This is a genomic window from Streptomyces sp. NPDC096012 (assembly GCF_040426375.1).
Lineage (GTDB): Bacteria > Actinomycetota > Actinomycetes > Streptomycetales > Streptomycetaceae > Streptomyces.
Genome location: NZ_JBEOTD010000005.1, coordinates 279,086 through 294,826, shown reverse-complemented (window position 1 = coordinate 294,826; position 15,741 = coordinate 279,086). Strand labels below are relative to the sequence as shown.

Annotated in this window: 13 protein-coding genes and 1 pseudogene; 7 read left to right on the top strand and 7 right to left on the bottom strand. The window is 74.3% G+C overall.

The window, feature by feature from the left end; translation table 11 throughout:
• Positions 1-457 precede the first annotated feature (457 nt).
• A pseudogene (locus ABVB68_RS08465) lies at positions 458-1,375 on the bottom strand (DMT family transporter); the annotation flags it as partial.
• 6 nt (positions 1,376-1,381) lie between these two features.
• Positions 1,382-2,236: an SDR family NAD(P)-dependent oxidoreductase gene (locus ABVB68_RS08460; RefSeq protein WP_353600258.1), complete on the bottom strand. Its 855-nt coding sequence runs from the start codon at positions 2,234-2,236 to the stop codon at positions 1,382-1,384.
• A gap of 747 nt (positions 2,237-2,983) precedes the next feature.
• Between ABVB68_RS08460 and ABVB68_RS08455 the strand changes: the two genes are divergently transcribed.
• The 4 genes from ABVB68_RS08455 (at position 2,984) to ABVB68_RS08440 (ending at position 5,190) form a co-directional block, all read left to right on the top strand.
• Positions 2,984-3,151 carry a hypothetical protein gene (locus ABVB68_RS08455; protein WP_353600257.1) on the top strand — a complete coding sequence of 56 codons (168 nt, stop codon included), beginning with the start codon at positions 2,984-2,986 and terminating at the stop codon, positions 3,149-3,151.
• A 169-nt stretch (positions 3,152-3,320) separates the two neighbouring features.
• The gene (locus ABVB68_RS08450; RefSeq protein WP_353600256.1) at positions 3,321-4,334 is read left to right on the top strand and encodes an iron-containing redox enzyme family protein; all 1,014 of its coding nucleotides are present in this window, start codon (positions 3,321-3,323) and stop codon (positions 4,332-4,334) included.
• A gap of 21 nt (positions 4,335-4,355) precedes the next feature.
• Positions 4,356-5,009 carry a HemK2/MTQ2 family protein methyltransferase gene (locus tag ABVB68_RS08445; protein WP_353600255.1) on the top strand — a complete coding sequence of 218 codons (654 nt, stop codon included), beginning with the start codon at positions 4,356-4,358 and terminating at the stop codon, positions 5,007-5,009.
• 22 nt (positions 5,010-5,031) lie between these two features.
• Complete coding sequence (locus ABVB68_RS08440) at positions 5,032-5,190, top strand: CDGSH iron-sulfur domain-containing protein (protein WP_503006041.1); 159 nt, start codon at positions 5,032-5,034, stop codon at positions 5,188-5,190.
• Positions 5,191-5,395: 205 nt separating this feature from the next.
• On the opposite strand, the gene ABVB68_RS08435 is transcribed toward ABVB68_RS08440, so the two are convergent.
• Entirely contained in the window at positions 5,396-5,830 is a 435-nt protein-coding gene (locus tag ABVB68_RS08435) for a protease inhibitor (protein WP_353600253.1), read from the bottom strand.
• A 569-nt stretch (positions 5,831-6,399) separates the two neighbouring features.
• Here ABVB68_RS08435 and ABVB68_RS08430 point away from each other — a divergent pair.
• Positions 6,400-7,971: a purine-cytosine permease family protein gene (locus ABVB68_RS08430; protein WP_353600252.1), complete on the top strand. Its 1,572-nt coding sequence runs from the start codon at positions 6,400-6,402 to the stop codon at positions 7,969-7,971.
• 90 nt (positions 7,972-8,061) lie between these two features.
• Positions 8,062-9,261, top strand: a complete 1,200-nt coding sequence (locus tag ABVB68_RS08425) for a lactate 2-monooxygenase (protein WP_353600251.1) — start codon at positions 8,062-8,064, stop codon at positions 9,259-9,261.
• Positions 9,262-9,309: 48 nt separating this feature from the next.
• Here ABVB68_RS08425 and ABVB68_RS08420 read toward each other — a convergent pair whose 3' ends face one another.
• From ABVB68_RS08420 to ABVB68_RS08410, 3 genes are all read right to left on the bottom strand, one after another.
• On the bottom strand, positions 9,310-10,968 hold the full coding sequence (locus ABVB68_RS08420; RefSeq protein WP_353600250.1) for an RICIN domain-containing protein: 1,659 nt from the start codon (positions 10,966-10,968) through the stop codon (positions 9,310-9,312).
• Positions 10,969-11,459: 491 nt separating this feature from the next.
• The gene (locus ABVB68_RS08415; RefSeq protein ID WP_353600249.1) at positions 11,460-11,837 is read right to left on the bottom strand and encodes a toxin Doc; all 378 of its coding nucleotides are present in this window, start codon (positions 11,835-11,837) and stop codon (positions 11,460-11,462) included.
• A gap of 3 nt (positions 11,838-11,840) precedes the next feature.
• Positions 11,841-12,080: a hypothetical protein gene (locus ABVB68_RS08410; RefSeq protein ID WP_353600248.1), complete on the bottom strand. Its 240-nt coding sequence runs from the start codon at positions 12,078-12,080 to the stop codon at positions 11,841-11,843.
• 185 nt (positions 12,081-12,265) lie between these two features.
• Between ABVB68_RS08410 and ABVB68_RS08405 the strand changes: the two genes are divergently transcribed.
• Positions 12,266-12,586: a hypothetical protein gene (locus ABVB68_RS08405; RefSeq protein WP_353600247.1), complete on the top strand. Its 321-nt coding sequence runs from the start codon at positions 12,266-12,268 to the stop codon at positions 12,584-12,586.
• Here the strand turns inward: ABVB68_RS08405 and ABVB68_RS08400 are convergent.
• On the bottom strand, positions 12,535-15,618 hold the full coding sequence (locus ABVB68_RS08400; RefSeq protein ID WP_353600246.1) for a glycoside hydrolase family 2 TIM barrel-domain containing protein: 3,084 nt from the start codon (positions 15,616-15,618) through the stop codon (positions 12,535-12,537). The genes ABVB68_RS08405 and ABVB68_RS08400 overlap by 52 nt on opposite strands.
• Positions 15,619-15,741: the final 123 nt, after the last annotated feature.

Below are 15,741 nucleotides of genomic sequence, written 5' to 3'. Positions count from 1 at the left end.
CGGCGGGCTGTTTGGGGGGGGGGCCCGCCGGCCCCCCGAAGGCCGGCCGCTCGTCCGGCGGCCCGTCGTCCGGCGGGTGGTCGGACGGCCGGTCCGCCGGATGGTCCGGCCGATCCTCCGGTGGCTGGTCCGGCTGCCTGTCCGGCGGAGGTTCCTGCGGCGGTGGCTGGTTCGGCTGCCCGTCCGGCGGAGGCTCCCGCGGCGGTGGCTGGTTCGGCTGCCCGTCCGGCGGAGGCTCCCACGGCTGGTCCGGTGTCCCATCCCGTGCCTGGTCCGACGGCCGGTCCGGCTGCCCGTCCGGCGGAGGCCCCCACAGCGGTGGCTGGTTCGACGGCCTGTCCGGCGGAGGCGGAGGCTCCCGCGGCTGGTCCGACGATCCGTCCTGCGGCTGGTCCGACAGGCGGTCCGGTGCCCTGTGCCGTGGCTGGTCCGACGGCCGGTCCGGTGTCCCATCCCGTGGCTGGTCCGACGGCCGGTCCGGTGTCCCGTCCCGCGGCTGGTCCGGTGCGGACGTGTCCCACTCCCCCGCGGCGGATTGCGCCTGCGCCAGGCCGATGCTGCCCCCGCCGATCAGGACTGCGCCGACCACCTCCGGTATCAGGTGCAGCCCGAGATGGATGGACTCGGCGAACAGCACCCGGCCGAGGACGACGCTGGTGAGCGCGTCGCCCAGGGTGAGGGCGGGCTGGGAGGCCGTCAGCGAGCCGGCGCCGAGCGCGCCCTGCAGCAGCAGGAAGGCGACGAGACCGGCGGCGCCGGTGGCGTACAGCGCCCAGTGCGCGAACATCGCCCCGGGCCCCTGCGAGAGGCGCCCGACGGCCTCCTTGAGCAGGGCCGCGGTGGTGGCGAACGACACCGCGGAGGCGAGGCCGAGCAGCGCGGCCCTGGGTGCGCCCTTCGTCGGCCGGGCGATCGCCACGAGCACGACGACGACGCCGAACGCCCCGCCGCCGCCCAGCAGCCAGGCCCCCGGCGGTGCGGACTCCCGGCCGCGGGACGGCGCGGCAGCCAGCAGGAACACGGCGAGACCGACGGCGAGGGCGGCGAACGCCAGCCAGGTACGGCGGTCCGGGCGGCGCCGGAAGACGACGCTCCCCACGGTCAGGGTGAACAGCAGCTCGGCGGCGAGCAGCGGCTGGACGAGGGCCAGGCTGCCCACCGCCAGCGCGCCGCCCTGCAGCGCGCCGGACAGTGCCAGCAGCCCGGTGCCGGCCAGCCAGTTGGGGCGCCGCAGCAGATGCCCGAGGCGGCGCAGCGCGGACCTCGCCCCGGTGCCCTCTTCGGTCTCCTGCACGGCGGCCCGGCGCTGGAGCACCGACGCGGAGGCGTTGGAGAGGGCAGCCAGCAGAGCCAGCAGCACGGTCAGGGCGGTCACGGCCGCTCACCCGTAGCGGGCGGCGAGCCGCCGGTAGAGCCCGGGGGCGGCGCCGCGCACCCGGGCGGGCAGGCGCAGCCACCCGGGGACGTAGACCTCGTCCCGGCCGTGCAGGACGGCCGACCAGACGGCGTCCGCCACGCGTTCGGGCGGCACCGGCCGGGGCCAGGAGCGCGTGTAGGGGGTGCCCCGCCGGTGGAAGAACGGGGTGTCCACGACGCCGGGGATGACGTGGCTGACGCCCACGCCGGTGCCGCGCAGTTCGTAGCGCAGGGCGTCGGCGAAGACGGCGAGGGCCGCCTTCGCCGCGGAGTACACGGCCTCGCCGCGCACGCCCACGCTGCCGGCGAAGGACCCGATCAGCACGATGCGCCCTGTTCCGGCGGCGACCATGTGCGGCAGCACGGCGCGTACCAGGTGCACGGTGGCCAGCAGGTCCACGCCGACGACCTCGTCGATGCGGGCGTGCGGCATCCGGGTGAACTCCCCGGCCCAGCCCACCGCGGCATCGGCCACCAGCAGGTCCAGCCGGCCGAGGTGGTCGAGGGCGAGGCCGGCGATCTCGCGCTCGGCGCCGGGCCGGGTCAGGTCGGCGGGCAGGGCGATCGCACCGGCCCGGGCGGCCACCTGGTCCAGACGGGTGACGTCACGTCCGTTCAGCGCGAGCCGCCAGCCCTCCTCCGCGGCCAGCCGGCGGGCCACGGCCGCGCCGATGCCGGAGGAGGCTCCCGTCACGAGGGCGGTGCCGCCCGGGCCCGTCCGTTCCGGAGCGGACCGAGGACCGCGGCCCGCCCCGGGGACGGCGGTCGCGAGCGGCCCGGTGCGCTTCGACGGTCCTTGGGGGGACGGAGCGTGGGACATGGTGACGACCTCACTGCGACGGTGTGCACGGGCTCGCGGACCTCGGGGCCGAACTCTCGCGGTGTATCAAGGGCGCCACACACTGAAGCACCGCGCACGGCGAAGCATCCGCCCCCGCGCTCCGGGTCGCCCGGCGGGGCTCCGGAGGCGACCATGGAAGCCGGCCGGCGCCGCCGGACCAGGTCGCGCCGGGCCATCTGCCGCTGCCGGTGCCCAGGGACACGCGGGGCGGGTCCCGCGCCCGGTATGCGGCCGACGGGGGCGCCGCTTTCCTGGTACGCCGACGGCTAACCGGGCACCCGGGCCTCCCCGGCCGCCCCCGGGCCGCCGTCCGCGGTCCTCACCTGGGCCCTCGCCGTCTCCTCCCGCCCGCCGATGTCCGGCGCGTCCGGGGGTTCGGCGCGTCCGAGGCGTCCCCGTTCCGCCGTGCGGCGCGAGCGCCGCCACCAGGGTGACGGCGGCCCGTCGGGCTGCCGGAACCGGTTCACCGGCTCCCGGGGGGGGGACGGCTCCAGCACCGGTTCCCGGGCGGGGAGGGCCACAGCACCGGTTCCCGGGCAGGGACGGCTCCGGCACCGGTTCCCGGGCGGGACCACAGCACCGGTTCCCGGGCGGGAAGGCCCCGGCAGCCCGGCACCGCACCGGGAGCGGCCCGGTGGCGGCGCACGCCCCCGGCGCGACGCTTGAGACGGTGCCCGCGGGCAACCCGGAGCGGAGCGAGCGCGTTCAGCGAGGGAAGGAGACGCCATGCCCGGCGGGAACGACCACGAGGAACAGGCCGAGACGGCCCTGGACGAGGTTCTCAGGGAGGTCGAGGAGGCCGAGAAGCGCGGCGAGGACAGGTCCGGTTCGGGGGAGGCCGGTGACGCCGTCACCCCGAACACCGGCGCACAGGAACAGGCGGAAGGCGACTGAGGCGGCCGGCCGGGCGGCGCCCCCGGGGGGCTCCGCGCCAGCGCCCGGGCCACCCCGTACAGGTCACGTGAGGACCCCGGCCGGCGCCTCGGTGCCGGAGGACTCCGGCGACCTTTTCGGCGTGCGGTTGATCACTGGTGCTTTCATGCGTTCCGGGTACCCGAGCGCCATGAGTGAGCACGTGCGAGAACCCCGGCTGCCCGCGCCCCGGGGTCCCCTGTCCGCCGCGGTCGTCGCGTACCTGCGCGGCGCGGGCCCCTTGCCCCGCCCGGTGGACGCCGAGGACGCGGACCCCTACGGCGACGATCTGCACCTCGCCCTGTACGTCTGCTACGAACTGCACTACCGCGGCTTCGCCGAGGCCGGCCCGCAGTTCGAGTGGGACCCGGAGCTGCTCCGCGTCCGCGGCGCGCTGGAGCAGCGCTTCCTGTCCGCGCTGCGCGCCGACACGCCGGTCCACGACAGTCTCGACGACGCGCTCGGCGCCCTGCTCGTGGAACCCGCCGAGGGCACGGGCGTCACCCACTTCCTGCGCGACGAGGGGGAGCTGTGGCATCTGCGCGAGTACGCGGCCCAGCGTTCCCTGTACCACCTGAAGGAGGCCGACCCGCACGCCTGGGTGCTGCCGCGGCTGTCGGGCCGGGCCAAGGCGGCGATGGCGGCGGTGGAGTTCGACGAGTTCGGCGGCGGCCGGGCCGAACGCGTCCACGCGCGCCTGTTCGCCGACCTGATGGAGGACCTGCGGCTGGACACCACGTACGGGCACTATCTGGACGCGGCGGGCGCGCAGATGCTGGCCGTGGTCAACCTGATGTCCCTGTTCGGGCTGCACCGCGAGCTGCGCGGCGCGCTGGTGGGCCACTTCGCCGAGGTGGAGATCACCTCCTCGCCCGGTTCCCGGCGGCTCGCCGAGGCGATGCGCCGCACCGGGGCCGGCCCCGCTGCGGAGTTCTTCTACGACGAGCACGTCGAGGCGGACGCGGTGCACGAGCAGATCGTCCGCCACGAGGTGATCGGCGGACTGCTGGAGCAGGAGCCGGAGTTGGCGCCGGACGTCGCCTTCGGGATCGACGCGACGGAGTACCTGGAGGGCCGGCTGGCCCGGCGGCTGCTCACCGACTGGCGGGCCGGGCGGTCGTCCCTGCGGACACCCCTGCCACAGGAGATGACCCATACATCCTGAAAGAGAGGGTACTCGCGCAACGTGATCGCATTGGTGCTTCCGGGTGTGTACGCCCCGCAGGACGACACGCAGCTGCTGGCCGAGGTCCTCCGCGAGGAGGCCCCGCCGCCCGGCGCGCGCGTGCTGGACGTGGGCACCGGAAGCGGGGCGCTGGCGCTGGAAGCAGCCCAGCTGGGCGCCGAGGTGACCGCGGTGGACGTCTCCCGCCGGGCGGTGTGGACGGCGAGGCTGAACGCCTGGCTCACCCGGCTCCCGGTGCACATCCACCGCGGCAACCTCTTCGGCCCGGTCCGGGGGCGGACCTACGACGTCATCCTCGCGAACCCGCCCTACGTCCCGGCGCCCGAAGCGGGCCGTGGGCCGCGCGGCCGGCACCGGGCGTGGGACGCGGGCCACGACGGACGGCTGCTGCTGGACCGGATCTGCGAGGACGCGCCCCCGCTGCTGGCGCCCGGGGGCGTGCTGCTGATCGTGCATTCCGCGCTGAGCGATCCCGATGGCACCGTGGGGCTGTTGCGTGCGGCCGGGCTGAAGGCCGCCGTGATCAGGCGCCGCTGGATCGACTTCGGTCCGGTGCTGCGCTCCCGTCAGGACTGGCTGCGCCGGCGCGGACTGCTCTCGGCGTCCGACGACAGGGAAGAGCTGGTGGTCATCCGTGCCGAACGAGTCCGCTGACGACCGCGCCCGCCGGATCACCATGCAACGGCGCGGGCCACTGCTGGTGGAGGGGCCGGTGGAGGTCGAACTGGAGGACGGCACCACGGTCTCCTCGGACCGTTTCCGTGTCGCTCTGTGCACATGCCGGCGCAGTCGCCGCTATCCCTGGTGTGACACGAGTCATCGGCGCAAGGCCTGAACGCCGGTCGAAACCGGTGGTTTTTCGCCGCTCCCCGGGGACGGCCCCCCACGGGCCGGCCCGGGGAGCGGCTGTGTGCCCGGAAGCCGGCGGGCGGCCCCACTCCGCCCGTCGGCCCCCGGCGCGAGATCGCAGGTTCCCGCTGCAGGGGCCGCACTCCCCAGTTACGGACCTGATCCGGCGTGCGGGACCGTGCGATCCCGGTCTAGAACGCGAAGACGCTGCCGGTCGCGGCGTCCTTCGCGCAGGCGTTCCCGAAGGTGCGCTCATAGGAGACGCGCTGTCCCTGCCAGACGCCCTGGACCGTGACGACCACGGGGTCGTAGAGCTTCGTGCACCACACGTCGCTCCGGGCCTTCAGGGCGTCGAAGTCACCGCCGACCCCGCGCAGTTCGGCGCAGGCCTGGGTCGCGGCGGGGTGGGTGCCGGAAGCCGTGGGGGCGCAGGTGAGGGTGACGGCGCGCTCAGGGGTGGCCGTGGCCGCGTCGCTGCCGTGGCCGGTGGTCATCACCAGCGCCGAGGGGGCGTAGAGCGACGACGGGGCGGCGCCGGGTGCGGCGACGGCGGCCCCGGTCAGGGGTCCGCAGACGGCGGCGGCCGTGAGGCCGAGGGCCGCTGCCCAGCGCGCGGTGTTCCGCATTGTGTGCATCCTTCCGCTCGAACATCGGGATTGCCGGCTCCGGCCCGGTCGGGCACCGGGAGCGGCGAGCGCCACTCTGCCGAGTCCGCGAGCGAAACTCACATCGACCCCCCACGTTTAGGTAACCTTTCGTGTTGAAGCAGTGGCGTGAAGTTACGGAATTCGAGCACGTCGGCCGTGCAACTGAGCGGTTCTTGATCGGTCCGAGCGGTCCGATGGCCCAAAAACACCGCTTCGTTAATCGGCCTGAAACATTCCGACTCCGCCGGCGCCGAACCCCTCCGTGACGCCTCGTGTTCACGCGCCCGTCGTGAGATCACGGGGCCGCCCGGGCGGAGGCGGCCCGGGAGGCCGGCCTCTCTTGCGCCGGACGGTGGGCCGATTCCTCCAACCGCGCCTGCGAAGATGGATGATTCATCCTCTGGCCCGGGGCTCGCCCGCCGCCGTATCGTCGGCAGACCCCCGCCCGGACGGCCCCGTCCCCGCCGCACACCCCCGCGGCACCGCCGGCCGTCCGCAGACACCGCGCCACCAAGCGCTCCACCGCCGCGTCCTCGCCGGAGCCACAGTTGACCCCTCAGTCCCCCGACTCCCCCACGCCGCCGTCCCTCACCGACGTCGAGCCCTACGGAGTCGAGCGCATCCCCGACGCCGACCGCACCGCGACCCCGCTGGACCTGTTCCGGGTCGCCTTCGGCGGCGCCAACACCTTCTCGACCTGCGTCCTGGGGGCGTTCCCGATCCTGTTCGGGCTGTCCTTCCGGCAGGGGCTCGCGGCCACCGTGCTCGGTGTCGTCGCGGGCGCGCTGATCCTGTGCCCGATGGCGCTGTTCGGTCCCGTCAACGGCACCAACAACGCGGTCTCGTCGTCGGCGCACCTGGGCGTGCACGGCCGGGTGGTCGGCTCGTTCCTGTCGCTGCTGACGGCCGTGGCGTTCTTCTCCATCTCCGTGTGGAGTTCGGGCGACGCCCTGGTCGGGGGCGCGCACCGGCTGTTCGGGCTGGGGACCGGCACGCCGTCGTACGTCGTCGCCTACGCCCTGTTCGCCGGGCTGGTTCTCGCCGTGTGCGTGTACGGCTTCCGGTTCATGCTCTTCGTCAACAAGATCGCCGTGGTCTCGGCCACCGTGCTGTTCCTGCTCGGCGCGGTCGCCTTCGCCGGTGACTTCGACCCGTCGTACCCCGGCGTCTTCACGGCCTCGGCGGACGCCTCGACCCGTTCGCTCTTCTGGCCGTCGTTCATCGGTGCGGCCCTGATCGTGCTGTCCAACCCGGTGTCGTTCGGCGCGTTCCTCGGCGACTGGTCGCGCTACATCCCGGCGGGCACGTCACGGCGCAAGGTGGCCGGTGCCGCGTTCCTCTCGCAGATCGCCACGCTGCTGCCGTTCGTCTTCGGCCTGGCGACCGCGAGCATCATCGCGACGAAGGCGCCCCGGTACGTCGACCCGGCCACGCCCGACTTCGTGGGCGGGCTGCTGGCCATCTCGCCGGGCTGGTTCTTCCTGCCGGTGTGTCTGCTCGCCCTGATCGGCGGCATGTCGACGGGCACGACCGCCCTGTACGGCACCGGTCTGGACTTCTCCTCGGTGTTCCCCCGGCTGTCCCGCGTCCGGGCGACGCTGCTGGTCGGCTCGGTGTCCATCGCCTTCATCTTCATCGGCCGGTTCGGCCTGGACCTGGTGCGGTCGATCTCGACGTTCGCCACGATGATCATCACCTGCACCACGCCGTGGATGGTCGTCATGATGCTGGGCTTCCACACCCGGCGCGGCTGGTACGACCCCGATGCGCTGCAGGTCTTCAACCGCCGTCAGCGCGGGGGCCGTTACTGGTTCACGCACGGCTGGAACTGGCGCGGTATGACGGCCTGGTGGGTGGCCGCGGTGACCGGCGTGCTGTTCACGAACATCCCGGGCCAGTTCGTCGGCCCGCTGGGAGACCTGGCGAACGGCATCGACATCAGTCTTCCGCTGTCGCTCGCGGTGGCCGCCGTCCTGTTCCTGGCCCTGCTGCGGCTGTTCCCCGAGCCCCGGGCGGCGTACGGGCCCGAGGGGGCGCGGCTGGCCCGTACGGTCGACGCACCGGTGCCACCGATCACCGGCCCCGGCGCCCCGCTGCGCGCGGAGGCCCGCGCCGGCTGACGGACCGCAGGGACCGGGACGGCCGTCGCGGGTCCGCCCACGGGTATCGTCGGCTCGCACAGGGGCGGCGCGAAGGAGCGGGAGGGGCACATGGCCAAGCACTGGGCCGACTTCCAGTACGAGATCTATCTGAACGGGATGTCGGGTGCCGTGCCCCGGCTCCCGACCGACCTGACCCGGCTGGAGGAGCTGGCCGAGCACCGGCTGGGTCCCGGCCCGGTGGGCTACGTGGCGGGCAGCGCGGGCGACGGCAGCACCGCCCTGGCCAACCGGGCGGCCCTCGCCCGGCACCGGATCGTGCCGCGCATGCTCCGGGACGTGGCGCAGCGGGACCTCTCGGTCGAGGTGCTGGGCCGGGCGCTGCCGGCGCCGCTGGCCCTGGCGCCCGTCGGGGTGCTGTCGATCATGCATCCGGACGCGGAGTCCGCGGCCGCCCGGGCCGCCGCGGCGCAGGGCGTGCCCTTCGTCCTGTCGTCGGCGTCCAGCACGCCGATGGAGCAGGTGGCCGAGGCGATGGGGGACGCCGAGCGGTGGTTCCAGCTGTACTGGGGCAAGGACCGTGAGGTGACCCGCAGTTTCCTCGCCCGGGCGCGGGCGGCCGGGTTCCGCGTGCTGGTCGTCACGCTGGACACCCCCCTGCTGGCGTGGCGGCCGCGTGATCTGGACCAGGCGTACCTGCCGTTCCTGCACGGGGTGGGCACCGCGAACTACTTCACCGATCCGGCGTTCCGGGCGGGGCTCGCCAAGCCCGTGCACGAGGACCCGAACGCGGCGGTGCTGCACTTCCTCGGTCTGTTCGGGGACCCGGGCCACAGCTGGCCGGACCTGGCGTTCCTGCGGGAGCACTGGGAGGGGCCGATCGTCCTCAAGGGCGTCCTGCACCCGGACGACGCCCGGCTCGCCGCGGACGCCGGCATGGACGGGGTGGTGGTCTCCAACCACGGCGGCCGCCAGGTGGCCGGCTCGGTCGCGGCGGCCGACGCGCTCCCCGGGGTCGCGGACGCGGTCGGCGACCGGCTGGCGGTGCTGTTCGACAGCGGGGTGCGTAGCGGCGACGACGTGTTCAAGGCCCTGGCCCTCGGTGCGCGGGCGGTGCTGCTGGGGCGGCCGTACGTCTACGGGCTCGGCCTGGACGGGCAGGCGGGCGTCGAGCACGTCATCCGGTGCCTGCTGGCGGAGCTTGACCTGACCCTGGCGCTGTCGGGGCACACCGGGCCGGGGACGGTCACGGCGGCCGACCTCGTGCGGGAGCCCGGCACGACGGCCGGCCTCGTGCGGGGTCCCGCCTGAGCCCGCCGGGACGGGGCCGGATGGCCCCGTCCCGGATCCGGCGGCGCGTCACATGGCCTTCCCGGGCCGGTCCCCCGGCCGCGTGGACGGGCCGTCCGGGCCGGCGATCGACAGCGAACCGGGGCCGGTCGTGGGCGGGTCGGCCGACCAGCGCTGTCCGGCCGAGCGGTCCCGGACCTTGACCACCAGATCGCCGCCGGACCCGTCACCGGCGGCGAGCGCGAGGGTCCGGTCCCAGCGGGGCAGCAACTCGCCCCGCCCGGTGAGGTCGTAGCGCACGTCGCCGCCCCGTGCGGACCCGGCCCCGGCGCAGGTTCCGAGGATCACCACGCCGGCGTCGGCGTGCGAGTCCAGGCACAGCCCCGGGTCGGCCGTGTGGCGCAGGAGGCCGTCGGCGTCGTACGTCCACTGCTGGGTCGGCGCGGCGGAGCAGACGGCCAGGATAACCCCGGCACCGGCCGCGGGCCTGGCGTCGATCTCCAGGCACCGGCCGGTGCCGGCGTTGCGCAGCCGCACGGGCCGGCCCGCGGCGGGCAGGCCCGCGGTGCCGGGCGCGGTGGCGGAGGCGGGCGGGGACTGGGGGCCGGCGACGGCACCGGTCGCGGCGGCCGGGCCGGTGCCGGAACCGCCGTCCGGCCACAGGCAGATCGCGAGGACGGTGGCCAGCAGTCCGGCCGAGGCCACCCCGACCACCCCGAAGAGCAGCGCCCTGGAGGACCGGACGGCGCCGGACGCGCGGCGCGCGGACGGCAGCGACAGGAGCCGGGCGAACAGGCGGGATCTCCCGTCGGCGCGCCGCGAGCCGCCGCGCCGTGGTCCGCCGCGCCGCGCGCCGCCGGATCGCCGAGGGCAGCCGCGGGCGGGGGCCGGCCGGCGGCGGCCGGGGCGCGAGTCGAGGTAGCGGCGGGCGCCCCAGCCGAGTACGGCCTCGGCGAGCAGTACGCCCAGGGCGGCGTCGGCATGACCGAGTTGTTCGGCGGCGTGCCGGCAGTAGGAGCAGGCGGTCAGGTGCTCCTGCACGTCGGGCAGCAGGCTGCCGCCGCGGCGGATCGGAACGTCGAGCAGGCGGTTGTAGTAACGGCAGTCCTTTCCGAGTGCGAGTTCCCGGTGGGCGCGTACCAGGCCCTCCCGGAATTTCTCGCGGGCCTGTTCCAGGGCGGCCCCGGCGCTCACGGTGTCGATGCCGAGCAATTGGGCGGGGACGCCGAGCGGCTCCGCCTCGACCTCGGTGTGCCACAGCAGGGTCTGTTCGGGCCGGGGAAGTGCGTGGAAGGCGCGGTCGGACAGAGCGCGGTTCTCCGGTATCAGGGTCTTCGCGGCGCGCATGCCGCGGCCCCCGGCCGGTTTTCCGAGTCCGGGCAGTACGGCGGTGATCCGGTCCGTGGCGGACCAGTCGAGGACCGTGTCCCGGACCGCCACGAGCAGCCGGGGCCGCAGCGCCTCGGCGGGTTCACCGAGGGCGAGCCTGCCGAGGACCCGGTGGAAGGCGGTCGCGGTGACCATGTGGGCGACGGTTCCCGGCGCGGCCAGGCAGACGACCGCGTAGTCCCGGCCCGACCGCCAGTGCCGGGCCATCAGGAGGGCGGCGGACCGGGAGGCCTCCGCGTCGGAGCCGGCGCGCAGCGGGCCGGCGAGGAACTCGTCCGATTCCCACGGGCCTTCGCCGGACGGTGGATAGGGGGGACGAGGTGGGTGGGGGGTGGGCACTGAAAGGATTCCTCTGGTGGGTGGTGCGTAGACATGTGCCTCCGGAACGCCCGCGGGCAGCCGGAATTCACCGGCACCCGGCCGGTACAGAGTCCAACTACCTTGAAAATCCCGGCCGTTATCCCCCGTTCGGGCGATTCAACCCTTGCACAACTTCCACACGAGCAACAAGGCGCCCGTACGACATCGAGCCTTTTGAAAGAAAGTCAGGGAGACCCGGTGCGGGCGCCGACCACCGGCGCATTCGATTTCCCGTGCGCCCGGTGTGAAGCGAACGCACGCATCGGCGGGCCGCGCACGCTCCCGGGTACGGGCGCACCGGAGTGGACTGGGTGCCGGCCCTCTTCGAAGGCCCCGTGCGGGACGGCGGCTCTCCCGCGCGCGAAGCGGCCGCCGGCCCCGTTCCTCCCGCCCTCGGCCGGCGGCCCCGGCGGCTTCCCCCGTCGGCCGATGTCACCCGCGAGGGGACGGGACCGGCCGGCCCGGCCGGTTCAGATCTGCCAGGACCGCAGCCGGTCGGCGGCGCCGTACACGTCGGTCTTGCCGGAGATCAGGTCGCGGGCGAGGTCGACCAGGGCCCCGTAGGGCGGATCGATGCCGACGCCGCTGACGAACATGTAGGCCACGGCCGTCGCGCAGGCGAAGCGGGCGTTGGCGGCGGGCAGCGGCTTGAGCAGGGCGAGGGTGTGCAGCAGGGCGGCGGCGCGCCAGGCGGGGTCGGAGTCGACGCCGAGCCGGGGCGGGTCCACCCGGTGCCGGGCGACGGCGGCGACCAGCGCGGAGAAGTCGTCCACCGCGGGCTGGCCCGGCAGGACTTCCTCGTGCCGCTGCAGCAGCCACGGGACGTCGATGTGAATGACGGCGGCCATCGCTCAGGCGGCCTCGCCCCGTGCGGAGGGCTCGTCGTCGGGAAAGGCCGCCGCGAACTCCTCGGCGTGTGCGGCGAAGAAGCGCCGGAACTCCCGCGCCCCCTCCTGCAGGGCGCGGTGCCGGGCTATGTCGGCGGCGGCCGCCTCCCGCACCAGGGCCTTCATCGACGTACCGCGCTCCTTGGCGATCTGCCGCAGGTCCTCTAGTTCCCGTTCGCTGAACTCCACGTTGAGGGCTGGCATGCCCTCACGGTACCGCTGGGGTACTCGCACGTAAATATCCGCAGGTCACGGGGCTGCTCCCCCGGTACCTGCGAGGCCCGAGAGCCATGTCCGGTTTCCGCCGGTCACCCGGTGCCCGGCGCACCGGACCCGACAGCACGAGGCAGGCCCGCGAACCGCACGCGACCGCCGCGGAAGGAGCGGCCGTGAACGCGCGCACGGTCCACACCGTCCACCCGAGCCCGCTGGGCGACCTGCTGCCGACCGCCGCGGTCACGCCCGCCGGCCACATCCTCACGTCGCTGTCCCCGCCCGGTCGGCGCGGCGCACCAGACGTCCGCGCGGAGGACCGCGACGACCGGCCGTTCACCGCGGCGCACCGTCGGCTGGACGCCTACTTCGCGGTCAGAGGAGCGGTCATGAGACCCCGCCCGGGGCACCGCAAGGCCCCGCGGTGCGGCTCGCTTCCGTCCGTTCAGACGTCGAGCCGGCTGATGCGCAGCGCTCCCTTCGCCTCGCCCGGGTGAGCGCTCGTCATCGTCAGCCGTATCCGTGAGCCGCGTACCGCGTCGAAGGTGATCACGCTCGGGCTGTCCGACGCGTCCGCCCACCGGGTCCGCGCGCCGGTGACCGGCACGTAGGCCCGCCCGTCCCACACGGCGACGTCGGCCTTCGCGGGCAGCGCGTGCGTGGCGTCGACGGTGAAGGCGACCGCCAGCCGGTCGACGGTCCGGACCCGCCCGAAGTCGACCGACACCCAGTCCGTCGCCCGCGCCCCGGTGAAGGCCGGCAGCAGGGCCGTGGCCGGCTTGGCGAAGGCGTTCGACCAGCCGGTCGCCGGATCGCCGTCGAGCATGGCGGCGGGCAGGGTGTCCGGACGTCCGGAGTAACTGGCGTCGGCGTACGGGTGGTTCGGCGGCTCGGGGTGGCCGGGCGGGAAGACGGCGGCCGGGGTGACGGCGCCCTGGCGGGCCGGTGTGGTGTGTACCCGGGCGGTGCCCGTCCGCAGGCCCGCCGCGGCGGCGGTGACCGTCAGCCGGCCCGCCCCGGTGCCCGCCCGCACGAGCGCCAGGGCCTTGCCGTGGAAGGCGGTCCGGGTGCTCGCCTGGTAGCGCTCGGCGCTCTCCTCGCGCCCGTTGTCCACGCCGGCCAGGGAACCACCGGTCACCTCGAAGGTGAGGAGGTGCCCGGCGTCGGGCACGACCACCCCGCGCGCGTCGACGATCTCCGCGGTCACGAAGACCAGGGAACGCCCGTCCGCGGGGAGGGAGGTGCGGTCGGCGGTCAGGCGCACGGCGTGCGGGGCACTCGCGGTACGCAGCACGTCGGTGGCGACCACCTTGCCGTCCCGCCGGGCCACCGCCTTCAGCTCGCCTGGCCGGTAGGGCACTTTCCACATCAGGTGCAGCTTGCCCGCGCTGCCGCCGGGGCTGGTGTAACTGCCCGGCCAGGGGCCGTCGGTGAAGGTCTTGTCGTCGCCGGACGCCTCGGTGGTCTCCAGATAGGCACGCCCGTCGGTGGTCCGTTTGACGTCGAACTCCCTGACCCCGAGTGACTCTCCGTCGAGGTACAGCTCGACGGAGGGCACGTTCGCGTACGCCCAGACCTCGACCGTGTCGCCTTGCTCGTGGTTCCAGGTCATCGGCAGCAGGTGGACCATCGGCTCGGCCGTCCACTGGCTCCTGAAGAGGTGGTACATGTCCTTGGGGAAGCCGGCGGTGTCGACCGCGCCGAAGAAGGACGCCTTGACCGGGAAGACGTCGTACGGGGTGGGTTCGCCGATGTAGTCGATGCCGGACCACAGGAACTGGCCCGCGAACCACCTGCGGTCCCGGTCCTTCTTGAGCCCGTACTCGCCGCTCATCGTCCAGGAGGCGAGGTTGTTGTCGTAGGAGGAGACCTCCCGCTTGCCCGGCGTGTGGTTCTCACCGGTGTTCAGGTGCTCCGGCTCCTGGTAGGCGCCCCGCGTCGAGGTCTCCGAGGAGGACTCGGACTCGAAGAGGAACAGGTGCGGGTACGCGGCGTGCAGCGCGTCGACCGACCTGGCGGTGTTGTAGTTCAGGCCCAGTCCGTCGAGCCTGGCGAGCATGCGGTCGGCCGGGGAACCGGCGGCGGGCACGCTGCGGTACTTGTCCGAGCCGATGACCACCGGCCGGGTGTCGTCGGCGGCCTTGATCGCGCCGATGATCCGGTCGGCCATGGCGAGCCCGGCCGTGGACGTGGAGTCGGGGATCTCGTTGCCGATGGACCACAGCACCACCGCGGGTGAGTTCCGGGCGGCCAGCACCATCTCGGTGGCGTCCTTCTCGCACCACTCGTCGAAGAACCGGCCGTAGTCGTACCGGGTCTTGCCGGTGCGCCAGCAGTCGAAGGCCTCCACCATCATCACGATGCCCAGTTCCTCGCAGACCCGGATCATCTCCGGCGAGGGCGGATTGTGCGAGGTGCGCAGGGCGTTGACCCCCATCGACTTCATGATGCGCATCTGCCGGCGGACCGCGTCGATGCTGATCGCGGCGCCGAGCGCCCCCTGGTCGTGGTGCAGGTCGACGCCCTTGATCTTGGCGTGGGTGCCGTTGAGGGAGAAGCCCTCCTCGGGGTCGAAGCGGAAGGTGCGGATGCCGAAGTCCGTGCGGCAGGTGTCGGTGACGCGGCCGGCCACGCGCAGCTCGGTGTGCAGGGTGTAGCGGTGTCCGGGGGTCGCGAAGTCCCACAGGCGGGGCCCGCGGACGACCAGTTCGTGGGTCTCGGCGGCCTCGCCGGAGACGGTGACGGTGGTGGAGGTGCGCGCGGCGGTGCGTCCGTCGGGGCCGGTGATCCGGGACACCACCAGGACGTCGGTCCCGGCGCCGGAGTCGTCGCGCACGAGGGTGCGCACCCGTACGAGGGCGCGGTCGGCCGAGACCTCCGGGGTGGTGACACGGGTGCCCCAGCGGGCCACGTGCACCGGCTCGGTGATCACCAGGCGGGCCTCGCGGTAGATGCCGCTGCCCGAGTACCAGCGGCTGCTCGGCAGGCGGTTGCGCACCTTGACCGCGAGCACGTTGGGCGTGCGGCCGTCGGTGTGGACGAGGCCGGTGAGGTCGAGGGCGAAGCCGGTGTAGCCGTAGGGGTGGCGGCCCGCCTCGGCGCCGTTGCAGTAGACGTACGAGTCCATGTACACGCCGTCGAACTCCACCGAGATCCGCCGGCCGGCGTACCCGGGCGGGAGGGTGAAGGCGAGCCGGTACCAGCCGAGGCCGCCGGGGAGGAAGCCGGTGCCACCGGTGGTGCCGTGGTCGGTGGTCGGCGTCTGCTCGATGCTCCAGTCGTGCGGGACCGCGACCGCACGCCAGGCGGAGTCGTCGTAGCCGGGGTCGGCCGCCCCGGCGTAGCCGGCCGGGTCCGCACCGCCGTCCGGGTCGGTCAGTGCGAAGCGCCAACCGTCGCGCAGGGGCACGGTACGGCGTCCCCCGGCACCGGCCGCGCGGGCCGGCGGGGCCGCCGCGATGCCGAGGATCGCCGGGGCCGCGGGCGCTGCCGTGGCTGCGGCCAGAACCGACCTGCGCGTGACCGTCATGCGTGGCTCTCCCTCATCAGGGCCCAGAAATACTCACAACTGATCGTGACCGAACAGATTCTGACGGATCGACACATGCGACCGTCAAGGGGTCGTACTTCCACGGCCGCACGCGCCGGCACA